The following is a 25,077-nucleotide window of genomic DNA, read 5'->3' on the forward strand; positions in this document are numbered from 1 at the left end:
TCGTTTGCGTGAATTTGGACTGCTATTGTACTTTTATTTTTTCAACAGTGGCAACATACATCGATTCTTTTTGTATTTTAATGTACTGATACTTGGTTTCCTTGCAGTATCCTTCACTCTTCAAATACTTTTTTAATTGCGATTTTTTAACAAAAACTTTTTCTGCTTCTTCATATTCTTGGTCATCTGTTTTTTTGGTAATAGCCATCATATAAAACTTCGTCACATTATTCCCCCTTTATTGCCATACTTTATCTAATTGATGTGCATAAAAATGAATCGCATTTTTATAACTAAGTATTTCCGCATCTCTTGTCGTATGTAGCAAGCATTCTAGTAAAAGCTCCATCGCCTTACTATGCTCGTCTAGATTATATAAAGTCATGGCATAAAAGACTTGTAATGCTTTATTAGTCGGAAATAAGTCAATTCCTTTTAAAAACGTCGATTGTGCTTTTTTATACTGTCCTAACGTTCTATATGTACTACCAAGCCCTATAAACGCACCCTCTAACTCTTTGCCTGATAGCCCTTGCTGAATTGCTTTTTCATAGTATGGTACCGCTTGAGACTCTTCTCCTAAAACATCAAAGCTCCAAGCACATTGATAGTTCACAAACGCATCATTCGGGTATTGTTCTACCATTTTTAACAACAAGTGATTTGATTCTTTCTTCTTTTCCTCATTACGTAATTGGATTGCCCTTGCAAGTTGTTGTTCGTACAATGTTATTAGCTCCTTTTAAACAATATGACACTTTTCTTAAGCCCCGTCATGCATCCCAAATTAAATTGTTAATTTCATTAAACTTCTAAATCGTTTTGCATTTTGACTGTCTGGTAAAAGACCACTTCTAGCATTCGATGTAAATGCTAGCCACTGCCAATCTTCACCACCAACAAATGCTAACCTAGACCATTTTTCCAGAAAATCAATAAAGTTGTCCGCTAATTTATAGCCATGTCCTTCCCCATCATCATGACTTAAATAAACAATAGAAGCATCAGCATTGTTATCAACGACATCAAATGCAATGTAGTCTCCATTGCCGACCTCGTAAAAAGCAAATGTTTGATGCCATACTTTATCGTAGTCATGTTGTGGATTTGAAAAAACTTCCTTAATCCACGCATTTTTAGAATTATTTATCTCGTTCAATAATTCTAAATCCCAGTGAAGCATTCCGCTAAAGATTCCGTCCAGTTCACCCTCCAATTGGTAATCATCTAGAAAACCCCAACGGAAGTAAAATGCTGATGAAAACTCCACAAGCACTTTTTTAAAACTTTCAGGAATTTGGAAACCTAATTGGTTCTCACAGTGCGCAATTTGTTGTAGCGTCGCAGGGGCACCAATATCTACTGTTGATACTTCTCCACCAATCGCAACTATTCGCTCCACTATATTCTGAACTCTCTGCTCAAATATACGATAATCCATGGCAATCCCCTCTCTCCTACAACCAAAATGTGTTACTTTCTTATTCTTTTATCATAATACACATACGGTATTTCGTCAGTTATATTTTTCCATTATTTCAGGATTCGTTGCACAATAAAAAATGACCAAGGTCACATCGTTTGCTTACTTGGTCATCTTATACCCGTATATTAACACGTTGTCTTTTTACACTTTTTAATTTGAAGACGACGCCAATAATTACATTTGTAACAAAAAGAAAATTAAATGGATAAAAAACTATCCACATTACATTGGCTTCTAAAGCAAGTTGTAATAGAATCCATAAAATCCAAATAACAATTTGACTTAATATCATTGGTATACTAAACCAATCTCTTATTTCCATATATCAACATCCTATTAATCTATTAAGATCACGACTCTCTTTTCGACTTTTTGTATTCTTTATAACTCAAATAAATGGAAATAATTATTAAAATAGCCATAAAAAAGTTAATGGTAGATTTGGCATCTGAAGATATTGATAAATATGATGCACTACAACTTATCACGGCTGCTATTATTGCTAAATAATATGGTCTTATTTCCATATAACTAGCCCCCTTACCAAGTACTGATTTTCATCAATGCTTGTAAATACGTTAATTCTTCATTATTAATAGACTTTAATAACGATATAATCGTATCATCAGTTAACGCTACATTTTTCGAAAAGGCATAATCTTTTAATAGTGCAATATAGCCTGATATTAAGGCTGTTGCCTGCGATGTACCAGTAGTTTTAATTATAGTCCCATCGGAATGGATTGTTGATATCTCGTGACCAGGTGCGTTAATCGTTGTTTTTTGCGAACCGCTTGTTAAATCAAGTACATTTCCTGAAGTATCTATCGCCCCAACTGAAATAACTTCATCTAAAATTGCAGGATACATCAATTCAGTATTTCCATAATCTCCTGAGGAAGCTACTACTGTAACACCTTTATTTACTGCTAATTTTATCGTTTCCGTAATATCTTTATCTTCAAAATGGCTAGCCATACTTAAATTAATAATAGAAGCATCTTTTTGGATAGCCAATTCAATTGCATTCTTGATAATTGTTGGTGCAACTGAATCATCCCCATTCATTACTTTAATGACGATTATTTGTGCATCTGGACTTATACCTTCTAAAATGCCATCAATCCCTTTAATTATGGAGTACATCATAGTACCATGACCATTTGTATCTTCGATAGATTGATCAACTAAAGATTTTTCAAATTTTAGATTTTCACTGTATAGAGGATTTATACCACTATCAATGATAGCAATTATTTGGGACCCACCTGTAGAAAGTTTATGAAGCTCTTTATAATCTAGCCAATCAAATTCCCAAGTTGTAGCATCTGCACTATTATTTTCATAATCAGACGAAAATACGGTATAGATTGTCAAGGATAATCCAGCAAATATAAAAATCATCCAAATAAATTTAGTTAAAAAACTTTTCAATAAAAGCACCTACTTTATAGCTGTTTATTAATTTAATAAATACTATTATTGAGGCTCGATATTAAAAACTAAAACCCAGTATAAATCTGCTCTAATTCCTCTATTTGTATTTCCATTGTGATATTCTACTCGATTAGCTAATTGGTTAGTCCATAAAGCAGTAATACCATTAATAGTGGCAGGTATTACACCAAGTTTGCCAAAAACGACACTAGCAAGTGCCAGACCCATAGATACAGATGCAGCATCTCTTAAATCATAAACCCATTGCCTAGCTGCTGAAGTACTCATATAACGTCGTTTGCCCCACCAAAAAGTTTCATCGTAAGTAGATCCGCCCTGAATATAAAAATTGTGATCAGTAGAATCAATCATCGCACCATTGTCTAAAACTTTTAGTTCACCTTTTTCAATCTGTGAATTTAAGTTATTGAAATGTGCTTCTAAATCTTCCATTAATGAAGCTTTAGTAATGATTTTATTGCTACCTTGTTGTCTGGCTAATTCATTTAATAGATTAATATCTTGGTTATTTAAATTATGAACTATTTTATCTTCGTCTAAAATAGTTATGCCATGAGGTGAAATTTCTAGATTTGCTTCTATAACAGTTATGATATTTTCTAAACTCTCTTTATATTCTTTTTCATCTACCCCATTTACATATGCCTTTGCATTAAAAGGTACTAGTCCAAAAAATAATGTTAAAACTGTAAAAAATATAATTATTTTTTTCATTTTCTCTCTCCTAAAATTTTATTTTAAAAGAGTTACCTGATTGATATGAAATTTATTTATTATCCAAAAGTGCGAAAAAAACACATAGAATATTTATATGTTATAGAACTTTTGTAACATCAGACTTAACTTTTATTTGAAGTATTCTTTGTTTATCCAAAACACTACGATACCTCACCCTATTAAATAAATGATGTCAATTTGAAAAGTAATATTATATAATATCAACAGCGTATAACTATAGCTAAACTATCCCCGAGTTAACAATAATTTATCATTGATAATGATTCTCACACAATAGTCAAATTACTTTATTTTTTAAGAAAATTTAGACATTTTTTTAATAATAATTTTAGGATTACATAAAAAAATATCATCTTTCCGATGGCTTTTATTTTTCTTTTTTTAAATTCTACCCTCCCAATTTGGCAGCCTTTTTGATACGAATAGACAATAAAAACCACCCTAAATCGAGTGGCATTTATCCTAACCTATATAACTATTGTGCTTCTTTCTTGAAGTGTCCGCCCAATAATCCACTGCGCAACTATAAGATTTGGCACCCAACATAACCACGAAATAATAGGATAACTAATCATAAAACTTTCGAATCCAAATAATGCAGTAAATAATGGTAGCCAGATTCTTAAAGTTACTGCAACAAAAGTTAATGAATAATTGCGTATCATCCATTTTTGGTGTCCATAAACATTATGTTTTTTAATTTTCGTAACCGCTTGATAGCCGGTAATGATCCAGAAAATAGCTAACAAACTAAAACCGAGCTGTGACACAAATCCCCCTGTAGCATAAAACGCTAAATAAAGACCTGCAATACTGCCGAATAAAATGCCTATCACATAGACCTTCCCTGCTATACGATGACGCTTCCTATTTTTTTCTCTAAACTTTGAAGATAGTGTAAAGGGGCCTATTACTAAAGCCACTATACTAAATACAATATGGATATAAAGTAAGGTATACCAAAGCGAATCCAATGTATCCATAAACATCAGTTTCATGCGAACAAAGCCTGCCTGATGGGCATCCATTATTAAATATTGAACTATGGAGTATCCAGCTATTCCAATAGCTAAGCAACTAAATATTAACGTAATTTTTTTCATTTTACAGTCCCCTAAAAAATGATTTATCAAAAAATATCGTGCTACATTCTTAATGTAACACGCCATTTTAGAAGATTTGTAATTCATACAGTAAGTGGTAACTTAATGTGTATAAGAGGTTTTAAATTGTGACTATCATTGCATTTAGCTATTGTAAAATAAAGTAATCTCCCCATAAAAAATATTCAATACATATAATATAGTCAACAATTAACGATGAACGCTGGCATTACCCAATCGAATGTACACAAGCGAATCTTCTTTGGCGGAGATATATTTATTTCTTAATCTTTTTTTCAAACCAGCCAAATGCCACTTCTGCCTCGATATATTCATCATCGGGTGAAACTAAAAAAATAACAAATGACTCTCCTGATGGAAAAATAAATTTTCCATCTTCATCACTTACCAATGTACTTTGTGGTGGTACAATTCGTTTAAATACATTTACGCCTTGTTTTGGAAATCCACTTACAAGTTCAGCAAACTCAATTTTCACTTCGGGCTTTGGAAGTGGCGAAATGGCTTGATTTGCAGATGTTACGTTTTTAGAAATCATCGCATTTCCAGGAGGTATTGCATTAAACCAAATTTCAGCAACAAACGGTTGATTCGAATGATTTGTAATGGTAAACGCATTTACATATAAATCGACATTTGAATAATGCGGATTACTCAAGCTTCCCCAGGCATTCTTCCCTTTCCCTAAACAAATCGGTTCCGTTTGACCAACAAAATATCGTCCTTGTATGGATTGATACAATGGATTAGGAATATTAACAGCTTTAATAAAACGGTCATGATTTTTCATAAATACACACCACTCCTTTTTACACTGTATGTAGAGAGGATAAAAATGTGTATTCGAAAATTAAACTAATGCAACCTAATTTATTTCTCTAGTAACTACATTTCATGATTTTTCACTCGCAATATATAGGTGATAATTTACAAGATATAAAATGAATAGCTATATTGTATGTAAACACAGCCTTTTCTTCTAACTTTTGAATAAGTTAGCGTAAGGAGGTGATAAAACTTGAGTGAGAATAAAACTAGAAATACGAACACTGAAATCAATCAATTTTATAAAGCTGTGGAAGATTTAAATGATGCAGCAGGTGCATTTTTCCGCATTCCTGTTTTTTTTAGCCATCAAAACCTTTTTACTTTAGGATCAGCACAACCACCACTATCTAATGAGCAACGATTTATTATTCGGATGTTTAACGAAATTAAACAGGTGCTTCTTTTCCCAAGAACCATTCCGAATACAGACCAATATCCCAATACTACAATAGAGAATGTCCGGACAATAGTAAACTCTAGTTATGGAACAGCTGCGGCTCTATTAAAACCAACTCGGCGAACGGATCAACTTGAACCTTATTCGCCTTTCTTACAAATAGAACCATCCATGTCTCTACAACGCGGACTTCCTTTACTTCTTGTAAAACAAAGTACAATCAAAGCAGGTGGTATCTGGGGAGATGCAGGTCCACTTGCCCCTTATACCCCATTAATATGGTTTTCTGAAACGACAACTGTAGATGAATTTTTTGATAGTATAGCTTGGAAAGAAGCATTACAAAACTGGGCAGGGCAAGTACGAAGTGGCTATTTTATTCAAACAAACCCTGAATATAAATACACATGTGATTAATAGCTATTTTGCTACCATGCATATGGCTACGATCCTTTTGCCATGTCCATAATAATTAGATCGCGCCCAAAAGCCCAGTCTCATAATTTTGAGAACTGGGCTTTTTTCAATCTTCACAATAACAGTTAATCTGTCAAATTTGCTCAATATGGTGATGGCTAGTTACTTTAACTGCCTTCTTCCGCTGTCAGTTTATCCTGTTGTTGTTTGGTTTTAGATTCTTTAAGCTCATCAATAAGAGTAGTTAAAGATGCTTCTTTATGTAAATCTTTATCTTCAGCATTTTGAAGGTGATCGGCTACTTTTTCTTGCACAGTTTGAATCCGATCCTCTAAATCTGAGAGTTTTTCATATTTTTTATCAATAAAAGTACCCCGGCTAGCATCTAACGCTACTTCACTCGCAAGACGATTTTGTTCGCGTCCTAATGAATTTCTCGACAATTCTAATGTTTCCATTTGTTCTAGTGAAACAGATTTGCCCAAAATATCCTCCAGTGAATTGGCAGGTTGTTCTTTCTTTATTTCTTGATCATTTTGGTTTGTCGCTTTCTTTTGCTCTTCCATCTGCTGTTCAGCTATTTGGGCATCAATTTCAGCTATTTGTTTTTCAAAATCCTTTAGCTGTTCTTTAATAGACGATAAGTCGCCTCCGTTTTCTAACGTCCGTTCGCTTAAATCACTTTTCATTTGTTGAACGCTCTCACGTTGCTTCATTAAACTTTCAATCAGACTCGTTTTAGCTTGCTGACCTTTAAACAAATTTCGTGCTTGTTGCCCTATTGTTAATGTATCTTTACGAATTAGAGCATTTTGCTGAATCGTTTTAGGTCTATTGGAAGATACATTTGACACTTTAATGAAGTTCGTAGAATTACTATCATGCGTTATTTTCATATTTTACCACCTCATAATCTATATCGACAATTTTTTGGCATTTTAAATGAAATCTAGTTAAACCTAATATTGCCTCAATCTAGAAAAAACAGCTACTCACTTTTTAAATAAATGTTTGATTCATTATTTACAGTACCTGTAGAAGCAAGACGAGTTGCCATTACACGTTATTTTGAGCACCGCGGAACAAATCACAATCAATTTGTTGATCTTTATCTAGACCTTTTATACCTGCATATGTATTTCCCCATTCACACATTGTGTTTAATACTGGTACAAAAGATTTTCCTAAATCCGTTAAGCTATATTCTACTTTTGGCGGTACTTCTTTAAATATTTCTCTTCGTACAAGACCATCTCTTTCTAACTGTTTCAATTGATCTGTTAAAACTTTTTGTGTAATGCCAGGTATTAACTCATAAAACTCTTTTGTTCTTACTGATTTTTGGCTTAAGAAAAAAAGAATTAAACATTTCCATTTACCACCTGCTATATTCATAAAAATATTAATTCCCGTATTATAGTTCACCATCTAGTTTCCTCCCAACGCTAAATAGGCACCTTTAAGTGGCTATACCACTTTAAAGTGCGTTATTTTCTTCTATATTATTGCTTACTATAATTAAAGCTGCAAGACAATAAAAATTTCGGAGCTGATAGCATGAGTGTAAAAAATATTTTGGAAAAAAGACGTTCAGTTAGACATTATGATGCAAGTTATAAAATAAGTTCAGAACAAATAAGTTCATTAGTTGAAAGTGCAAGTAAGTCACCTAATGGAAATAATATCCAAGCTACACGATACTTAATTATTGATAATCCGGACTTAAGAAATTTAATACTACCTATAGCCTTTCATCAGCAACAAGTAATAGAAGCTTCAACTTTAATTGTCATGTTGGGTGATTATCAGGCATTTGACAAAAAGAATATTATCGACATACATGAGGAAGGCTTCCAAGCGGGGTATTACGATGAATCGCTAAGGGATTATCTAGCGGATGCTGCAATCAATTATTACAAACACCAATCCAAGGAAGATTTAAAGCTTGAATTAACTAGAGATGTAAGTCTTGCGTCCATGTCATTTATTTTATTAGCAAACGAAGCGGGTTTTGACACGATTACTATGTCAGGCTATGATTCTAAAAAATTAAAAGACATCTTGCATATTTCTGACAGGTATTTAGATGTAATGCTCATAGCTGTTGGGAAAGGTACGAAAGCCGGTCATAAAACAGTAAGACACGATGTAAATAAGATCATTTATAGAAACGAAATCAGTTAATGTTTTGATAGTCTCTGATTAACAAAAAGCAAAACAATATGTTTTTCATGGAAAAAAGCTCAGGCTCAAAATTAATTGAGTACCTGAGCTTTTACATGGTTCTTGTTTACAACCTATATTGATAAATCAGAATTACTTCGTATCGTCCATCTTCAGCACAGTCATAAATGCTTCCTATAGAAACGTTGTATTCAGGATGTATCTATTCGTATCCTTTTCCAACCGATAAACCTTTGCTGTAAAAGGGTTTGACGGTTGTTTTTCTTCGCTTATTTATTATCATTGGTGGGGATATGATGGGGGAAATAACAAAATGACCACCCATCACAGAGTGTTCTTTTATGGATTATTCAGCTAAGCACAAGACATCGATAATCAGCCTATTCGCATGTCCACAACCATAAAAAATAGCCCCCTTATCAAATAAAATAAGAGGGCTTTATATAATTCTTAATCTATCACTTATCTCCAACTGGCTTTAATAAATTCGCTGGAAGCCATGAACTTTTTGAGTCGGATTCACTAAATACTTCTAGATAACCATTAACTTCAGTACCTTGCGATTGAAAAACACTACCCTTATCATACATTGTTTCTGATTTAGCTTCATCCAATGGTGTTCTTTTCCCACCTGCATCTTTTGTTAACTCAAAACGCTCTCCGGATTTACTATGTATAGTCTCAGCGATTTTAAGGTCTGTACCAGGATACTGATAACACGCCATCCAACTACCATCATCGCTTTGGCAATACTCCAGCAATTGTCCACTATTTGTATCCAAGAAAGAAATACCCCATCTACTTCTGAAATTAAATCCGTATGATCCGACCCTATAAATACCATCACGATTAATAATAATATAAGTTGGTTCGTTATAAAAAGAGGAACGAATTTTTATTGGTACTTCTTTGAAAACTACCAAATCTGTTGCTTGTACGCGGTATTGCCCCATTTGATAGAATATTTTGTTATCATATTTTTCAATATCATACGTTCTAAAGAAGTTATTTCGCTTTACCACTAAAGATTCAAACGTACCATCTGAATTTTTCTTGTATACCTTAATGTCTTTTTTAAAGGTCATTTTACCTGTTTGCCCTTTTACAACTTCCGCTCCATCATGCATCACTTTCGCTTCTGATTTCGTTGGATTTACTACTGCAAATACGAATGCTGCTAGTAACACAATAAATAATTTTTTCATTATTCTCCTCCTACTCAGTTATAAAAACATAATTTCTTAGTATTATATACCAGTAACTTAATATTATATCAAGGTTGTTAAAAACCCTACAAAAGTATAGTATTTTTCCAAAACATTATTTCTCCCATCTACCATTCTACCCAGTTCACTTTTATATCCATAGCTATTTTGAATAGCTAGCTTTAATGAAGTCAGGTGCACTTTGAAGCTGTGTAATGGCTGTTAAAGACTTTGAACATCACGTAATTAGCTGAAAAAATGGGAACTTTACAATCAAATTTTTCAAAAAATAAAAACGTGATAATTTCAGTGAAAAAGAATTATAAGAAGTAGCTGATATTGTAGGGATTAAGTTTGAAGCTCATTTTGTGTTAGAAGAAGGTACGAAGATATAAATAATCTGCGAAGGGCTAACATGTTTAAAAGTTGATTAGCAAAAAGAATAGACAATTAAAGAAGCAAGCTAAAAAGTCAGTATATGAAGCAACTGGAATTAAGCCTATTAAGATGAAAAAGCCATTGATTAAGAAAAAGCGTAAACCATCTTTAAAACGAACAATTAAAAAATTATTCTAAATAGATAACTAAATACGGCTATCTGTTTTTTTCTGCACTTTTTATAATTATTTTCCTAAAATGTAAATATATAGGGATTGGTTTACAAATGAAAAAATAGTATTTAGTGCAGCATTAGTATTAAGTCTTGGACTAGCAGGCTGTGGAGAGACAACTACAAAGGACGAAACAGCAAAAGAGGAAAAATCGGTTGCTGAAACATCGAATGATTCTAAACAAGAAACAGGAGGTGGTAAATTGATGAACAAGACTCAATTAGGGTTAGAATAATACAAAAAGGTAAATAACGGAAAAACTAGGTACTCAATTAAAATGAGCGCCTGGTTCTTTTTAAAATATTACGCAATGGCTCCTAAAAAATATGCCCAAGCTACATACTCGTCACCTGGTATAGGTGTAACTACTAGAGCTACTACAATTGCTGAGATAGCTAAAGTTTTTATAAATGGTATATTATCTGACCATTTTTGCGCATCAGGGCTATAGACCTTTATGTACTTTCTTTTTATAACTATGTATATGATATGGTTTACCAGTTGACGAATTCTGTTTATCAATTCTGAAACAGTAATTACTTCCTAAATCATATTCACAACTTTGAGAGTTAACATTCGAAGCCAAAGGTGTTATCTCTATAGGAGAACTAGTATATTCTTCATTTTTTCTTTTTCAATAAGCTCTAAATATAACTCATATTCTTTTCACCGCTCAAGATTGATTGAATCTCTTCTGGTAAACTATTCAATACTTCTTGAGGAATATCCATTTTTTCTGTTTCAATTTCTGCTGCTTTTACTTTATTTGGAGATAAAGGAAGCATAGATATTGTAAGTACCAAAATCATTAATGTGGCTATTATCTTTTTCAAAATAAACGCTCCTTTTTTGCATTAGTCTTGATTTAAATGTAATAATTTTTGTAAAGGAATTTTGTCAAAGTCTAAGTTATATTTCTCCTGTAATAACGTCTTAAAAATATTTTCAACAATACCTGTATAAAATGTAACTACTACATCACAGTGTGCTAATGCAACATGGTCTGTAAGTTGTTTAGAAAATTGATCGATTGGTTCTATATGTTCTTTTTTGACAGGATGCTTAGAATAAACACTAACGGTAATCAAATTCCCCCTTAAATCATCTTCAAAAAAAATATCATTAGGAGATAGGTTTAAATCTTTTATTTCAGACGCTCGATTTTCATCAACTATAAATAATCGATAAACATCTTTACCAAACTTAACATCCCATACTTCCATGTCTTTAAATCTTAGTATTCTTTCAAAATAATCAATCATTTCCACACTCCTAATTTATTAAAAATTATTCAAGTATTTTACATTAATGATTATAAGAGTTAATTACTCCGAGGTATATTAATACCTATCATTATTATATATTAATTTTCAATCAGAACTTCACGCCACTTTTTTGATTGATGTATAGAGTGTGTCTATTTTTATCTGACACCTTCCTTTTTGTATAATAAAAGCCCTCCACAATCATCTGTGGAAGGCTCATTTTAATAACGGTGGCAAATCGGTGGCATCCTCCACCCAAAGGATATAAAATTACTAATAAACAACCTCTACAAACGTTGTTATATCAACATTACTTCGTATCATCCATCTTCAGCACAGCCATAAATGCTTCTTGTGGCACTTCGACTGAACCGACTTGTTTCATACGCTTTTTACCTTCTTTTTGTTTATCAAGAAGTTTACGTTTACGAGAAATATCCCCACCGTAACATTTTGCTAATACGTTTTTACGCATCGCTTTAATTGTCGAACGTGCGACAATTTTTTGACCAATTGCAGCTTGAATTGGTACTTCAAATTGTTGACGAGGAATTAATTCTTTAAGTTTTTCTACGATTACTTTTCCACGCTCGTAAGCAAAGTCACGGTGCACGATAAAGCTTAGTGCATCGACTTGCTCGGCATTTAATAGGATATCCATCTTCACTAGTTTTGACGGCTGATAACCGATTAGCTCATAATCAAATGATGCATAGCCTTTGGTATTTGATTTTAAATAATCGAAGAAGTCGTAGACAATTTCAGATAATGGCATTTCATAAATAATGCTGACACGTGACGTATCAATGTAATCCATCGTCATGAAATTACCACGTTTCAATTGGCAAAGCTCCATTACCGCACCAACATAATCATTCGGTACCATAATTGTCGCTTTCACATATGGTTCTTCAACACGGTCAATTTTTTGTGGGTCTGGCATAAAGGATGGATTGTCGACTTTAATGGACGTACCATCTGTCATATAAACATCGTAAATTACCGATGGTGCTGTTGTAATTAAATCAATGTTAAATTCACGTTCAATACGTTCTTGTATAATTTCCATATGAAGAAGCCCTAAGAAACCGCAACGGAAACCAAAACCAAGCGCTTGTGATGTTTCAGGTTCATATTGTAATGCAGAGTCATTTAACTCTAATTTTTCTAATGCATCACGTAAATCGTTATACTTAGCTGTATCGATTGGATATAATCCACAGTATACCATTGGATTTAAACGGCGATAACCTGCTAATGCCTCTGCTGCTGGACGATTAGCAAATGTAACAGTATCCCCCACTCGCGTATCACCAACATTTTTAATAGATGCTGTTAAGTAACCAACATCTCCAACCGTTAATTCACTTTGTGGCACACTTTTCGGAGTATGTACGCCAACTTCAATAACATCAAATTCTGCACCTGTCGCCATCATACGAATTTTATCGCCAGGTTTAACCGTACCATTCATAATTCGAATGGAAATAATAACACCTTTATAGGCATCATATACAGAGTCAAAAATAAGTGCTTGTAATGGTGCATCTGGATCGCCTGTTGGTGCAGGAACCTTTTCAACAATTTGTTCTAAAATATCTTCAATACCGATACCAGCCTTTGCGGAAGCTAATACCGCTTCTGAAGCATCTAAACCGATAACGTCTTCAACTTCTTGACGCACACGTTCTGGATCTGCTGCTGGTAAGTCGATTTTATTGATAACTGGCAAAATTTCTAAATCGTTATCAAGTGCTAAGTAAACGTTAGCCAATGTTTGTGCTTCGATGCCTTGTGCTGCATCCACAACTAAAATAGCGCCCTCACAAGCAGCTAAACTACGTGATACCTCATATGTGAAATCGACGTGTCCTGGTGTGTCGATTAAATGGAACGTATACACTTCGCCATCTTTGGCTTCATATTTTAATTGGACTGCATTTAACTTAATTGTTATGCCTCGCTCACGCTCTAAATCCATTGAGTCGAGTAGCTGTGCTTTCATTTCACGGGATGTCAGTGATTTCGTTTGCTCTAAAATACGGTCAGCAAGCGTTGATTTCCCGTGGTCAATATGTGCAATAATAGAGAAATTTCGTATGTTCTCTTGTCTTTTTAATCGTGCTTCTCGGTTCATCTCTTCCACTCCTAATTAAACTATAATGAATTATACTATGAACCACATACAAACCACAACATTAGAACGGGATAAATGCTGTTAAATCAATGGTTACTCTTATTTATGCTTGTTATTTTCTGCAATTCAATGCATCAAAAAGCACCCAATTAAGGCAATCAGGCCCAAAAAGGTGCTTTTCAAAAAGTACATAAAATATGACAAGTGTGTGTACAGGAAGCACTAAATAATTCAATAACTAACTATATAGTTAAAAAAGCACCTGCATGTTGGCAGGCGCTTTTTTAATTCTATTATTTGCTACTCAATTAAAGTAAAATTATCTTTCGCAAGCCCATCCATCTTTGTCTCGATCATGTTTAGGTGCATAAGCAGGGTGGTCAGCTCCTACACCATTTGGGTGATCTTTACGAAGCTCCGTACAATTTTTATAGGTTTTACTGCTATTTGAATTACTAGCATTTGAAGAGCCACTTGGTTTACTCGTTGTCGCGGCAGCTGGATTTTTTGAGCTTAAGTAAGTATCTACTACATAGCCCTCGTAATCATCAGTTGTTACGAACGACCAGCCAGCAATTGTAGAATGAACGGCTACTTCTTCATTTTTAGCTAGCTCCCCTACTTGAACACCTGAAGGGCTTGCAATATTTCTAACAATAAGACTGCTTGCTAGCACATATTTAGTCGTTGGCTGTGAATTGCTCATAAAATTAGTAGCAGCATAGCCAATAACATTACCATACTGGACAAAGGACCAACCATCACCAACTGATCCGAAATCTTTGACAACCATTTTATTTTGTAATGTTGCAATCGTTTTACCTTTTAAAGATGGCGTTTCTTTTACAACCAACCCACTTTTCGAACTCGCAATTTTAATTGTGTATGGCGCATCATCAAGTGCATCTTCCATAATATAACCATCAATCATTTTATTTTCGTTATTTAAATACATTATACGAGAAAAATCATTATGTTCACTAATTGAAATAACAAATTTCCCCTTTTCCACAGTTCCAATTACTTTTGAATTAGTATCAGTTTTTTCATATACCTTTGATGAAGAGTCTGTTACTTTTACTTCTTTAAAAGTGCTAGCGTTTGCAATGTTGACATGGAATGCAATTGCTAACATTAGTGTCATTACTAATACAAGTGTTTTACTTTTCATTTTTTGAGTCTCCCTTTTTGTCATTTGCTATAAATAACCTTTTTATGTAATCCTTGAAAGTTCTTATCATAGGTGTCAATATTCTTGTACCGCTTTGGTAACTAGTGGATTCACTGTATCCATCAATCCCTCCTCCCAATAAATATTATACATAATTGGATTATAATTGGTATAAATATATTAAATTAGAATCACATTATTTTTTCTGCATAAGAAAAAATCCCTGTTCTTTCATATAAAAAGACGAGTCACTCCATTAAGTGACTCGTCTCAGGGAGACTATCTAGCGACAGCAGGATGCTTATTAAACTTCATTCATACGAGCATCAATTGCTTGCTGAATTAGACTCGATAAAGCTTCTACCCCTTTTGGCTCCAAATGTACCCCGTCAGGTGCAAAATATTCGGGATGGTTTAAGGCTGTAGAATGCCAATCAATTAGCGTAATATTCTCACGTTCTTGCGCTTTATTCGCTAAAGCATTGTTTACTTTTGCTTCCCACGGACGTGGTACACGTGTGTTCACTAAGTATATTTCTGCTTGAGAAAAAGCACCAAGAAGCGTGTCAATTTGGTCATTTGTAAAGTAACCGTTTGTGCCAAGTTGAATAATGATAGCTTTATCAGGTTGATTAAAGCGGGCGTAACTAGGGATCAGTTTGACTGCTTGCGAAACTTGTCTCCCGATTTTTCCATCTATTGTAATGTTAGGGTAAAGCGTATGTAAACTTGTAGCAATATCAATCATAACAGAATCCCCGATAGCTAGTAGTTCTTTATACGGTCCTTTCTTCGCAATGTCACTTACATCATCTTTCTCCGTTTTTGACGTTGCTTCGTTATTATCAACAGGTGATTCTACTTGTTCATCTGTGGAATCTTGCTCTACTGTATCCTGATCTTTTGCAGAAGCATGTTGCCCACCATTTATTTTAATGTTTGTTGGGTAAGACTCCTTTGTGTCCTGTGGTGCTTCTCCTACTACCCCTGTTATACCAGTAAAAAACACGAGTAAGAAAAGTGGGATAACAGCAGTTGCAATTTTTCTTGCAATTGAAAAATCACGCCATTTGTTCGGATGGATGATTAAATATTGTCGGAAATATAATCGGAATCCTTTTTTACGAATAGGCATTTCAATAAAGCGATAAGATAATTCAGCGAGCAGTAATATGAGCAATAACTGTATAGTAACACGCCAATAGACAGGGTTTCCGATTTCATGAACAGGAGTACCTAACACAATAATAGGGTAATGCCAAAGATAGATTCCGTACGATCTAGAACCAATCCAGCGAAGTGGCTTCCATGCAAGTAGTTTGCCTAAAAAACTAGCTGGATGACAAACACAGGCTATTAATAGCGCTGCATTTAGACAAAGTAAGAACATACCACCTCTATATAAAAATGCTTGGTATTCATCTACGAATAAAATACTGACAATAAAAATACTAAAGGTAATGACACCTATGCTGTTAAGTTCATAAACATGCTTAGTAGAAAGCTTTTTCGTAGAAAGTCTTTTCATCGGCCAAACGAATGCTAACCAACAGCCTATTAACAATTCGAAGGAACGTGTATCTGTCCCATAATAAATTCGGCTTGGGTCAGCTCCTGGCTGATACAGAATGGCCATGAGAATTGCTGAACAAATTGCGCCAATGAAAATAATTGTTGAAAATTTACTTTGTTTTTTAAATAGAGCTAAACCAATCATCAATACAATCGGCCAAATAACATAAAATTGTTCTTCAATCGCCAAAGACCATAAATTCTTCAATGGGGAAGGCGACCCGAAACTATCAAAATAGAAAAGTTTATGATAAATAAACCACCAATTACTAGAGTAGAAAAGGGAAGATAGCGCATCTCCACGCATAGTATTTAAAAGTTCTTTATGAAAAAACATGACCCACACAAAAGTGGTCATAATCATAACATAGGCAGCGGGCACTAGACGTCGAAAGCGACCAATCCAAAATCGTCGCAAACTGACTGTTAATTGATTCCCTTTCATCGGTAAAATGGTTGAAGTAATTAAATAACCTGATAAAACAAAAAAGATATCAACTCCGAGGAACCCTCCACTGGCCCATCGAAAGTTAAAATGGTAAGCAATGACTGCTAGTACTGCTAAAGCTCTTATCCCATCTAATCCTGGGATATAACGATGATTCAATGTCTTGCCTAACATACTGTTTCCTCCAATAAAATATAAAACGTCGTTCCCTTTATTAAGTTATTTACAAAATGTGAGTATATTGCCTAGCCTCTGCTCCTTTTCTACGCTTTATTCTTTACTTACTTATACTATTAAAGACGTATGAGCCACCTAAAAGGTTGATCATTTTCTTAAGCAAAAAAATTTTCCACGGTGGGATTTTGGTTATACCATGTTCATTCGTTTCTTAACTCTATTTTCGCTACCATAGAGTATAAAAAATTACTATATTTCTTACAAATCATATGTATAAAACATCATTAAAGTCATTTTTATATTAAAAATTTGTAATGTTGCAACCAAACAACAAAAAAAGCATCTGCCCATAATGGAAGATGCTTTTGAAACGGCTTTTTTCATTGATGAACACAATCGAAAATCGCCCGATTCAATAAGGCGTATGAGCTGACTTGAAAAGTATAATGCAAGGTATCAACAATTGAAAGACCTAGTAAAAAATTTTTTTAGGTAATTCTCTCAATTGGCACCTTACATACCATTCATTACCCTTTATTGATAGCATCAAACTATTTTCTAAAGTGGACAGCGATGAAAAAGTCGCTTGAACTTGAATAGGAAAAATTCAATATAGTTAATAACTGTTTAACTTTTAGATTCCGTTACAAAGGTTTTTGCAATTGCTTTTCCAATAACAGCAATTGTACGATTTAACTCATCTTCTGTATTATCGATGCCACCTAATTCAATTAAAATCATCTCTTTAGCTAAATCTTGATTGTAGCGACCATCTACATTATCACCACTTTTCGATATAACCCCTCTTGAAACCTTTGGCACAATGTCATTCATGGCAGCAGAAAGACTTTCTGCATAAGCCGTATTCCATCTGTAATTTTTATGTTCTGCGCCTACGACTATGGCAATACGTGCATATGATTGATTGTTGTGCATAGTAGTTGTCGCATTCCGTTTGGCCGAATCTCGATGCAAATCAATTATTAAATTATAGGATTGCTCTTGTAAACGATTAGATAAATAGGGACGTACTGTGTTATAAGCTTGTGGAAAAGTTTTGCCTTCCGATTTCATTACCTTCATCACATCAACATCTAATACATCCGTCTGGATACCGTTCATGCTAAAGTGCTTGGAAATGGCGCCTTGTAAGTTATAAATATTTGTTTTGTCATCATAAACGGCCACTTTTCCGCTAACTGCTTTTACTATCGGTTGATAGGCTTCTTGTGAATGTGTAAATAACAATAATACTTTAAATGGATCCTGCTCTTTTGTCGGCTCTGACGTCGATTTTGGTGTCGATTCTTCCGTCTGCTCTTTTGTCTTTTCTAGTTCACTTTCTTCTTCTAAATTAGTAGCGGCAAACACGACTTGTTTATCCTCTGGTTGTTTCATCGGAGTCGATGCTTGCTTGTTGAACGGAAGTTGCCCAGCAATGACTGGTAATACGAAAAAGAACAATAATAGACCAATTGACCATTGTAGTTTTTTTAGCAAAGTCACACCCTCCTCCCCTTATCGTATGGAGGGGATGTGTCTTTTAGAACGATGAATTTATAGGTCGTTTGCCCATTTTGTAAGCATAGTTGAAATGAGTGTTGCATAGCGATCTATCCAATAATCGGCTTCTTTCGGTGTGACCATTAACTGTGCATGTGAAGCAGCAAAAGTCTCTTCAAAAAGCTGTTGACGCTCCTCTTTTGACCATGTTGCCCATTCACCGAAAATGGGTGTAACGAGAGACATATCAAGTTCTTTATTAATATCTGGACGCCATGAAGATAATGATAATTTAGACGAAGGTTTTCCTCTCTCTGCAACTCGCGCTGCAATCGTGCGTAACATCACCTCTACTGCGTCAGCAATTAGCACGGGTGCATCAACAACTGTTGGAATCCCAATAGCCGTGACAGGGATACCAAGCATTTCTAAGGAAATTTCCTTGCGTTGATTGCCGACACCTGAACCTGGGTGAATGCCTGTATCGGTAAGTTGGATGGTTTTACATAAGCGGTCGCTTGCTCTTGTTGCGAGGGCATCTACGACGATGATGAGTTTTGGTTGTAGACGCTCAGCTAATGCTGCTACAAATTCACCTGTTTCATAGCCTGTTTGCCCTGTCACACCTGGTGCATACATGACAAATTTGTCATCGATTTTATCTAGACTATGCAAGTGATCGATAACATATGGTCCTATGGCATCCGGTGTTATCGTTCGATTGCCTAGCCCTATAATTAATATTTTGTCATCCTTCTGCCAAGAAATTGATTCATGTAACGTTTTAAAGTTTGCTAGCAAGGCTTTTTCAAGTTGTTCAAATCCATCCTCATCTTCTAATGTAAGCGTTGGTACAGAAAGGGTTATATATTTCCCTTCTTTTTTGCCTATTTGTTTCTTGCCTTCTGCGTTCACTTGGACATCGGTTATTTTCACGCGTCCTGCAGTGCGGTCTTCGATTTGAACCCCAGATGATTGTTCAAGTGTTTCTTTTTGTTCCTTCGTTTGATGTAAAACGACCTCTTCAGATTCATCAATTAAATCAGTCCGTTGCCAATTTAAATTTTGCATTCAGCTCACCTCAATTAGTAGTTTGTTCAAACTGTCAAGTAAATATTCTTTGCATTTATCTATTGCAATTTAGCCTAGCGTTTGTTAAAATGATTTTTGTTGTATTGACACAAGAAATCAATGAGAAGATATCATCTCGTACCTATTTTAGGAGGTGAAAGATATGCCAAACATTAAATCTGCGATTAAACGCGTAAAAGTTAACGAAAAAGCAAACGTTGCTAACTCTCAAGCTAAATCTGCAATGCGTACTACAGTGAAAAAAGCTGAAAACGCTGTTGCTGCTAACGCTGAAAACGCACAAGAACTTTTACAAGCAGCTTACAAATCTTTAGATAAAGCAGCTTCAAAAGGACTTATCCACAAAAACGCGGCGGCTCGTAAAAAGTCTCGCCTAGCTAAAAAAGCGTAAGTGTGTTTATAAAGGATCAGTTTACTCTTCTTGAGTAACTGGTCTTTTTTCGTTTTTCAACAATTATAGGATTGCCCAATAAAAAATCCGCTATGCTTCTTCGAAAAAACATGAGGCCCCTAAAGGTGCTCCATGTCTTCCCCTCGGAAAGGCATAGCGGATTTTCTTTATCAGGAAAACAATTCATACTTGCTATTATGTATGAATCTTCCTTAACTAAATCACTCTTTTTAGATATGGTATTTTCTGCATAATCCACACAACTATTGTGGAAAGCACTAAAATAATGAGTACTTGTAATGGAATAGCAAATAGCGGTTTGACAAAAAGCTCATTTTCATCAAAAAAGTACGGGCGGACTTTATCTAAGATCATTGCATGTACTAAGTACACACCAAAACTTGTTTGCCCAACTAACTTAACAATTCTACTTGTCTCATAGCTTCCACTTGCCACTTTACGATTGACCCAATATTTCACAAAAACAAAGAGAGCGATACTCATCGCAATAACATTTGGACTAGAATAGGAAAAAGCATAGCTTGTAAATTGTCCTTGCTGCTCTGTTAAAACATTTGTACGTAGAATTGTTTCAAGTGCTCCAACTATCCCTAGCATGTAAATGCCCACACGCCATTTTTTCGATAGTTCAAATGTCGCTAAATAGTAGCCCAATATAAAGAAACCGATATACTCACTTAAAGGGAAAAATAATGTAAATTCATTACTCACAATATATGAATAATAACGGAAACCCCCATAAAATAATATCCAGAGAACAACCACATAGCCTATCATTTGTTTCGAGGCATGATTAACGAAAATATTAAAGACGGGCGCTAGTAAATAAATACCGATAAGCGCATAAAAATACCACAAATGATAGTATATCTGATTATTAAAAAACATGATTAGAAACTCTTTCAAAGAATACCCAGGATTCCACATATACGTTGCCCACGCATAATAGATTATTGACCAAGCAATAAAAGGTAGTAAAATTTTATTCGCACGTTTTTTAAAAAAAGTACGCAGCGATTCTTCTTTCCGCCCAAGTAACAGTGCCCCACTAATCATTAAAAAAATGGGCACACACCAGCGCGATAATGCATTATAAACAATGCCTGTTTGCCAGTCAAATAAAGTAATTTTGTCATAAAGCACGACATAAGGAGTCGCAGCATGTAAAAGTAATACGCCTAGAATTGCAATGGCTCTAAGGCTGTCCATGTACTGAATTCGTGTATGCACGTTCAAAAACCCCCCACGACATTATACAACCATTCATGCCCAACTAGTTAATCTTTTTTACAGTTGGCGTAGTAAAAATAGTTCTAAATATCGCTCGCGGTTTCCTCCTGCTGTTTTTAACTGTAAATCGACTTCTGCCAACTGATATAAAGCTTTCAGTAAACTTTCTTCAGATGGACGGTTGCGTTGCTCAACCATTAACTTGACACGATATGGGTGAATTTTTAAGTTTTTTGCAATTTGCTGTGGATGATAGCCCTTTTTCAGCAAATAAAACACATTCGACATCGTCCGAACATTCGAAGCAAGAAGCCCGACAAGCATAATCGGCTCCTGCTTTTGGCGCAATAAATCATGGTAAATCGACAATGCCGCTACAGGGTCATGTCCAAAATATGCGTTTAACATTTTAAAGGCATCCTGTTCTAACGTTTTTGCTACTAAATCTTCTACGAGCATTGTTGTTATTTCTCCGCCCTCACCTACATAGAGCGATAGTTTTTCCATTTCCATCTGTAGCTGCAGCATATTCGGTCCAACCATTGATACAAGCTGCTCAATAGCACTTTGTGTAATCGTATTGCCCTGTGCTTTCACAAGTCCTTGAATCCATACTGCTAAATCTTGTTCTTTCGGCGTTTCGGCTTGGACAATGAGCGCATGCTCTTTCATCATTTTTGTCACTTTTTTACGTTCATCTAGCTTTTCGTATGGTGCAATAAAAACTGTTACAGAAAAATCTGAAGGATTTGCAAGCCATGCCTCCAAACGTTTCACATCATGCTCGATTTTTTCTTTTCCCTTTTCAGTTGCCTTTAAAAACGATGCGTTTTTAGCAATCACCAGTTTACGCTCTGAAAAAAATGGAATCGTATCCGCTTCATCCATTACGACATCTACCGGTAATTCCTCTAAGTCAAAAGCCGTCATTTCAATTTCTTCTTCTGTGCCGAGCGCTTCCTTTAAACGTTTCACTGTTTCATCTATAAAATAGCTTTCTTCACCAATTATTAAGTATACAGGTGCAAGCTGACCTTTTTTTATATTGTTCCAAACCGTTGATATCATATTTTTACCTCCATCTAGCAATACTATTAGTATACATGATTTAGTTTCGGTTGTGACTTTGGGCTAAATTGTGTCGATTCCTTGCCACATTGGTAATTCGTCTTTTCGATATAGCTTTTATGAAAATGATGTCTTATAATAAATAACAGAATTGGAGGGATGACAATGAATCCATTTGAAGGTAAAAATATACAATGCAAACGTAACGATGCTATTGATTCTGGCGTTGGTTTCGGCGTATCTTTTGGGGTTTTCACTATTATGTTTATCATCGCAGTAATAGTAGACTACGCAGCAATGTAAGCTACCTTTTATACCAATGTAAAAGACCTTGTTCAGTTTTGGACAAGGTCTTTTTCAGTACGCACATGCCATCTATCTTTATGTGCTACCACTTCAATCGTCCCATCTGTACCCGTTATCATCGTTGCTAATTCACGCCGTCGAAAACGTTCGACTACTATTTCATGCGGATGATTGTAGCGATTATTACGTCCTGCACTAAAAATGGTTAATTTAGGCTGTAGAAGCTCTACAAATGGCTCAATGCTTGAAGTTTTACTACCATGATGCCCAGCCTTTAAAAGCGTTATGTTTGCCAATTGTGGGCCATATTGCTTTATTAACTGATGTTCACCAGCTTCCTCCAAATCGCCTGTTAACAATGCACGAAACGATTCCTGTTGTATAAATAACACAAGGGAATCATTATTGCCCTCATAATGTGTATCATCCGGTGATAAATAGTGAAAATTTGTCGACCCCACACGCCATGAAGTACCTTTCATTTTTTCTTTTACAGGAACTTTTTGTTTCGCCGCTTCCGCTAATAAGTCTTGCATTACTGGTGTATCGAGAGAGCTAGGTGTTACATGAATTTCACGCACCCTAATCTCCTCTAGCACTTCTTCTGCCCCCTCTACATGGTCAGCATCTGGGTGTGTCATAATCATTATATCCACCTGTCGAATACCTTTTCCTTTTAAAAACGGGATAATAACCTGCCTACCAACCTCATAGGGGCGCTTAGGAGCCTTCCAATCCTCTTCCTTGAATCGAAGTACACCTCCAGCATCTACCACGTATACGGCCCTTCTAAACGGTAATTCGATGACTGTACAATCACCCTGCCCTACATTTAAAAATGTCAGTCTCGTTTCGCTATATAATTTAGGTGCAAATTCAATACAAAGAACAGGTATTAAAAGCAATATGGCAACTTTACCATAGCGTCTCGCTTCTAAAAAATACAAGCTACTAAGCACGCTAACAAACGCTAGACACACAAGCCATAATGCAGGTTTCCCAGGCGTCCATAGTTGCATCGGCAAAGCTTGTAAATATATGATGGCTTCCGACAGCCAAGCACGCAAAGGCTCATAAAATTTGAAAAATAGCTTAGCTAAAGGCATCGAGATGAACGAGACAATGAGCAACGTCAGATTTGTCGGTAAAATAACAACCGAAAATAATGGCACAAAAACAATGTTTGCAATAAACGATGAGATTGATAGTTCATAAAAGTGATAAAGTAATAGCGGATACACAAGTAGTTGGCATACAAACGTGACTAACAAAGATTTGAACAACCAGTGCCTGCCCTGCAAGATTGCATTCGAGTATAAAAGGCTCATTGTTGCAAGATAAGATAACTGAAAGCCCAGTTGAAATATTACCCCAGGCTCCAATAAAACAAAGCCAATAAAACTAATGGCTAGTGCGTCATCAACTGGTAACTGCCACCTCGCAAAGCGCATTAACATCACCAGTTCTACAACCGAAACAGCTCGAACTACAGAAGGCGCTCCACCGGCTAACACACCATACATAGGTAACACAACGAGCAGGACAATTGTCGCTATTTCTTTTCGTATACCCACTCGTAGTAATCCTTCATAAAACAACCATGAAACGAGTGCGACATGTAAGCCAGAGATAGCAAATAGATGCGTAATGCCTAGCTTCTGATATGCTCGCTGATGCTCTTCGTCTACATGATCCCGTAAACCAATAAGCAACGCCTGTGCCTCTGCTACAAGGGAGGCAGGAAAAGTAGTTTCAATATGCTTTTTTAGGTGGAATCTGTACTTTGCAAGCACTATGCCTAATGATTTTTCTTTTGATATTAACGACCAACCCTTGACTTCAAAAATGCCCCTTGCGCCTTTGCTCACTAAATATTTATCAAAGGACAAAGCGTAAGCATGTGCTGGTGGATTCGGTGCTACCAGTTCGCCCTGAACGACATAGGTAAAACCTGTAATCGATGTCGTTTCATAAAAATGTTTTTCTTGCTCTGAGGACAATGTATACATCACATAGAGTTTTTCACCTGTCTCTGTTTTTGCAAAACCACTAAGCCGTTGCCCATTTATTTTATAGTCGCTCGTCCATGTTAATTGAAAAGTTGACGGTAAGGGGGAAGGTTCCGTCAATCGAATGGTGGAAAAAAAGAAGAAAGAAAGCAGTCCAACACCTATCACAAGTGCTGGTATCATCATTGCCTCACCTTTTAAAATAAGCCATGATGCTAATAACAGAACACCAACAAGTA

Annotated in this window: 25 protein-coding genes; 4 read left to right on the forward strand and 21 right to left on the reverse strand. The window is 35.3% G+C overall.

The annotated features are described in order from the left end of the window. Window positions 1–22: 22 nt before the first annotated feature. The 8 genes from I5435_RS15185 to I5435_RS15220 form a co-directional block, all read right to left on the reverse strand. Window positions 23–226, reverse strand: a complete 204-nt coding sequence (locus I5435_RS15185; RefSeq protein WP_025220044.1) for a hypothetical protein — start codon at window positions 224–226, stop codon at window positions 23–25. 12 nt (window positions 227–238) lie between these two features. Beyond that, on the reverse strand, window positions 239–727 hold the full coding sequence (locus I5435_RS15190; protein WP_025220045.1) for a tetratricopeptide repeat protein: 489 nt from the start codon (window positions 725–727) through the stop codon (window positions 239–241). A gap of 60 nt (window positions 728–787) precedes the next feature. Then, the gene (locus tag I5435_RS15195) at window positions 788–1,441 is read right to left on the reverse strand and encodes an SMI1/KNR4 family protein (RefSeq protein ID WP_108029812.1); all 654 of its coding nucleotides are present in this window, start codon (window positions 1,439–1,441) and stop codon (window positions 788–790) included. Window positions 1,442–1,598: 157 nt separating this feature from the next. Continuing rightward, on the reverse strand, window positions 1,599–1,808 hold the full coding sequence (locus I5435_RS15200) for a hypothetical protein (RefSeq protein ID WP_108029813.1): 210 nt from the start codon (window positions 1,806–1,808) through the stop codon (window positions 1,599–1,601). 218 nt (window positions 1,809–2,026) lie between these two features. Next, window positions 2,027–2,920, reverse strand: a complete 894-nt coding sequence (locus tag I5435_RS15205; RefSeq protein ID WP_337982538.1) for a S8 family peptidase — start codon at window positions 2,918–2,920, stop codon at window positions 2,027–2,029. Between the two features lie 45 nt (window positions 2,921–2,965). Beyond that, a complete protein-coding gene (locus I5435_RS15210) occupies window positions 2,966–3,658 on the reverse strand; it encodes a hypothetical protein (protein WP_337982539.1) in 693 nt (230 codons plus the stop codon). Window positions 3,659–4,149: 491 nt separating this feature from the next. Further along, on the reverse strand, window positions 4,150–4,785 hold the full coding sequence (locus I5435_RS15215) for a DUF2306 domain-containing protein (protein ID WP_337982540.1): 636 nt from the start codon (window positions 4,783–4,785) through the stop codon (window positions 4,150–4,152). Window positions 4,786–5,062: 277 nt separating this feature from the next. Further along, window positions 5,063–5,596 (reverse strand): DUF6143 family protein, encoded by a 534-nt coding sequence (locus I5435_RS15220; RefSeq protein ID WP_337982541.1) that lies wholly within the window; start codon window positions 5,594–5,596, stop codon window positions 5,063–5,065. 228 nt (window positions 5,597–5,824) lie between these two features. On the opposite strand from I5435_RS15220, the gene I5435_RS15225 reads away from it, so the two are divergent. Next, window positions 5,825–6,448: a hypothetical protein gene (locus I5435_RS15225; protein WP_024363069.1), complete on the forward strand. Its 624-nt coding sequence runs from the start codon at window positions 5,825–5,827 to the stop codon at window positions 6,446–6,448. A 167-nt stretch (window positions 6,449–6,615) separates the two neighbouring features. Here I5435_RS15225 and I5435_RS15230 read toward each other — a convergent pair whose 3' ends face one another. Beyond that, entirely contained in the window at window positions 6,616–7,344 is a 729-nt protein-coding gene (locus I5435_RS15230) for a hypothetical protein (RefSeq protein ID WP_337982542.1), read from the reverse strand. Between the two features lie 160 nt (window positions 7,345–7,504). After that, a complete protein-coding gene (locus I5435_RS15235; RefSeq protein WP_107893877.1) occupies window positions 7,505–7,876 on the reverse strand; it encodes a winged helix-turn-helix transcriptional regulator in 372 nt (123 codons plus the stop codon). A 129-nt stretch (window positions 7,877–8,005) separates the two neighbouring features. On the opposite strand from I5435_RS15235, the gene I5435_RS15240 reads away from it, so the two are divergent. Then, window positions 8,006–8,632, forward strand: coding sequence for a nitroreductase family protein (locus I5435_RS15240; RefSeq protein ID WP_108029816.1), 627 nt, complete (start codon window positions 8,006–8,008; stop codon window positions 8,630–8,632). Between the two features lie 458 nt (window positions 8,633–9,090). Here the strand turns inward: I5435_RS15240 and I5435_RS15245 are convergent, their stop codons facing one another. The 8 genes from I5435_RS15245 to gpr all read right to left on the reverse strand — a co-directional run bounded on the left by I5435_RS15245 (window position 9,091) and on the right by gpr (window position 19,792). Continuing rightward, window positions 9,091–9,837: a hypothetical protein gene (locus I5435_RS15245; RefSeq protein WP_025220055.1), complete on the reverse strand. Its 747-nt coding sequence runs from the start codon at window positions 9,835–9,837 to the stop codon at window positions 9,091–9,093. Between the two features lie 1,255 nt (window positions 9,838–11,092). Continuing rightward, complete coding sequence (locus I5435_RS15250) at window positions 11,093–11,281, reverse strand: hypothetical protein (protein ID WP_025220057.1); 189 nt, start codon at window positions 11,279–11,281, stop codon at window positions 11,093–11,095. 21 nt (window positions 11,282–11,302) lie between these two features. Then, window positions 11,303–11,710: a hypothetical protein gene (locus I5435_RS15255; protein WP_025220058.1), complete on the reverse strand. Its 408-nt coding sequence runs from the start codon at window positions 11,708–11,710 to the stop codon at window positions 11,303–11,305. A gap of 313 nt (window positions 11,711–12,023) precedes the next feature. After that, a complete protein-coding gene (gene lepA, locus I5435_RS15260; protein ID WP_103976185.1) occupies window positions 12,024–13,850 on the reverse strand; it encodes a translation elongation factor 4 in 1,827 nt (608 codons plus the stop codon). A gap of 319 nt (window positions 13,851–14,169) precedes the next feature. Next, a complete protein-coding gene (locus I5435_RS15265) occupies window positions 14,170–15,021 on the reverse strand; it encodes an excalibur calcium-binding domain-containing protein (RefSeq protein ID WP_024363077.1) in 852 nt (283 codons plus the stop codon). A gap of 304 nt (window positions 15,022–15,325) precedes the next feature. Continuing rightward, the gene (locus I5435_RS15270; RefSeq protein WP_337982543.1) at window positions 15,326–17,215 is read right to left on the reverse strand and encodes an acyltransferase family protein; all 1,890 of its coding nucleotides are present in this window, start codon (window positions 17,213–17,215) and stop codon (window positions 15,326–15,328) included. 630 nt (window positions 17,216–17,845) lie between these two features. Beyond that, on the reverse strand, window positions 17,846–18,724 hold the full coding sequence (gene spoIIP / locus I5435_RS15275; RefSeq protein ID WP_231784771.1) for a stage II sporulation protein P: 879 nt from the start codon (window positions 18,722–18,724) through the stop codon (window positions 17,846–17,848). Between the two features lie 51 nt (window positions 18,725–18,775). Then, window positions 18,776–19,792 carry a GPR endopeptidase gene (gpr, locus tag I5435_RS15280; RefSeq protein WP_025220063.1) on the reverse strand — a complete coding sequence of 339 codons (1,017 nt, stop codon included), beginning with the start codon at window positions 19,790–19,792 and terminating at the stop codon, window positions 18,776–18,778. 163 nt (window positions 19,793–19,955) lie between these two features. Between gpr and rpsT the strand changes: the two genes are divergently transcribed. Beyond that, complete coding sequence (rpsT, locus tag I5435_RS15285; RefSeq protein ID WP_024363081.1) at window positions 19,956–20,204, forward strand: 30S ribosomal protein S20; 249 nt, start codon at window positions 19,956–19,958, stop codon at window positions 20,202–20,204. Between the two features lie 216 nt (window positions 20,205–20,420). Here rpsT and I5435_RS15290 read toward each other — a convergent pair whose 3' ends face one another. Further along, on the reverse strand, window positions 20,421–21,455 hold the full coding sequence (locus tag I5435_RS15290) for an acyltransferase (RefSeq protein WP_024363082.1): 1,035 nt from the start codon (window positions 21,453–21,455) through the stop codon (window positions 20,421–20,423). A 57-nt stretch (window positions 21,456–21,512) separates the two neighbouring features. Continuing rightward, a complete protein-coding gene (gene holA, locus I5435_RS15295; RefSeq protein WP_025220064.1) occupies window positions 21,513–22,523 on the reverse strand; it encodes a DNA polymerase III subunit delta in 1,011 nt (336 codons plus the stop codon). 165 nt (window positions 22,524–22,688) lie between these two features. On the opposite strand from holA, the gene I5435_RS15300 reads away from it, so the two are divergent. Beyond that, window positions 22,689–22,826 carry a YqzM family protein gene (locus tag I5435_RS15300; RefSeq protein WP_024363084.1) on the forward strand — a complete coding sequence of 46 codons (138 nt, stop codon included), beginning with the start codon at window positions 22,689–22,691 and terminating at the stop codon, window positions 22,824–22,826. 32 nt (window positions 22,827–22,858) lie between these two features. Here the strand turns inward: I5435_RS15300 and I5435_RS15305 are convergent, their stop codons facing one another. After that, window positions 22,859–25,024: a DNA internalization-related competence protein ComEC/Rec2 gene (locus tag I5435_RS15305; protein ID WP_337982544.1), complete on the reverse strand. Its 2,166-nt coding sequence runs from the start codon at window positions 25,022–25,024 to the stop codon at window positions 22,859–22,861. Window positions 25,025–25,077: the final 53 nt, after the last annotated feature.

It is taken from the genome of Lysinibacillus sp. C5.1, from assembly GCF_016350185.1.
GTDB lineage: Bacteria > Bacillota > Bacilli > Bacillales_A > Planococcaceae > Lysinibacillus > Lysinibacillus sphaericus.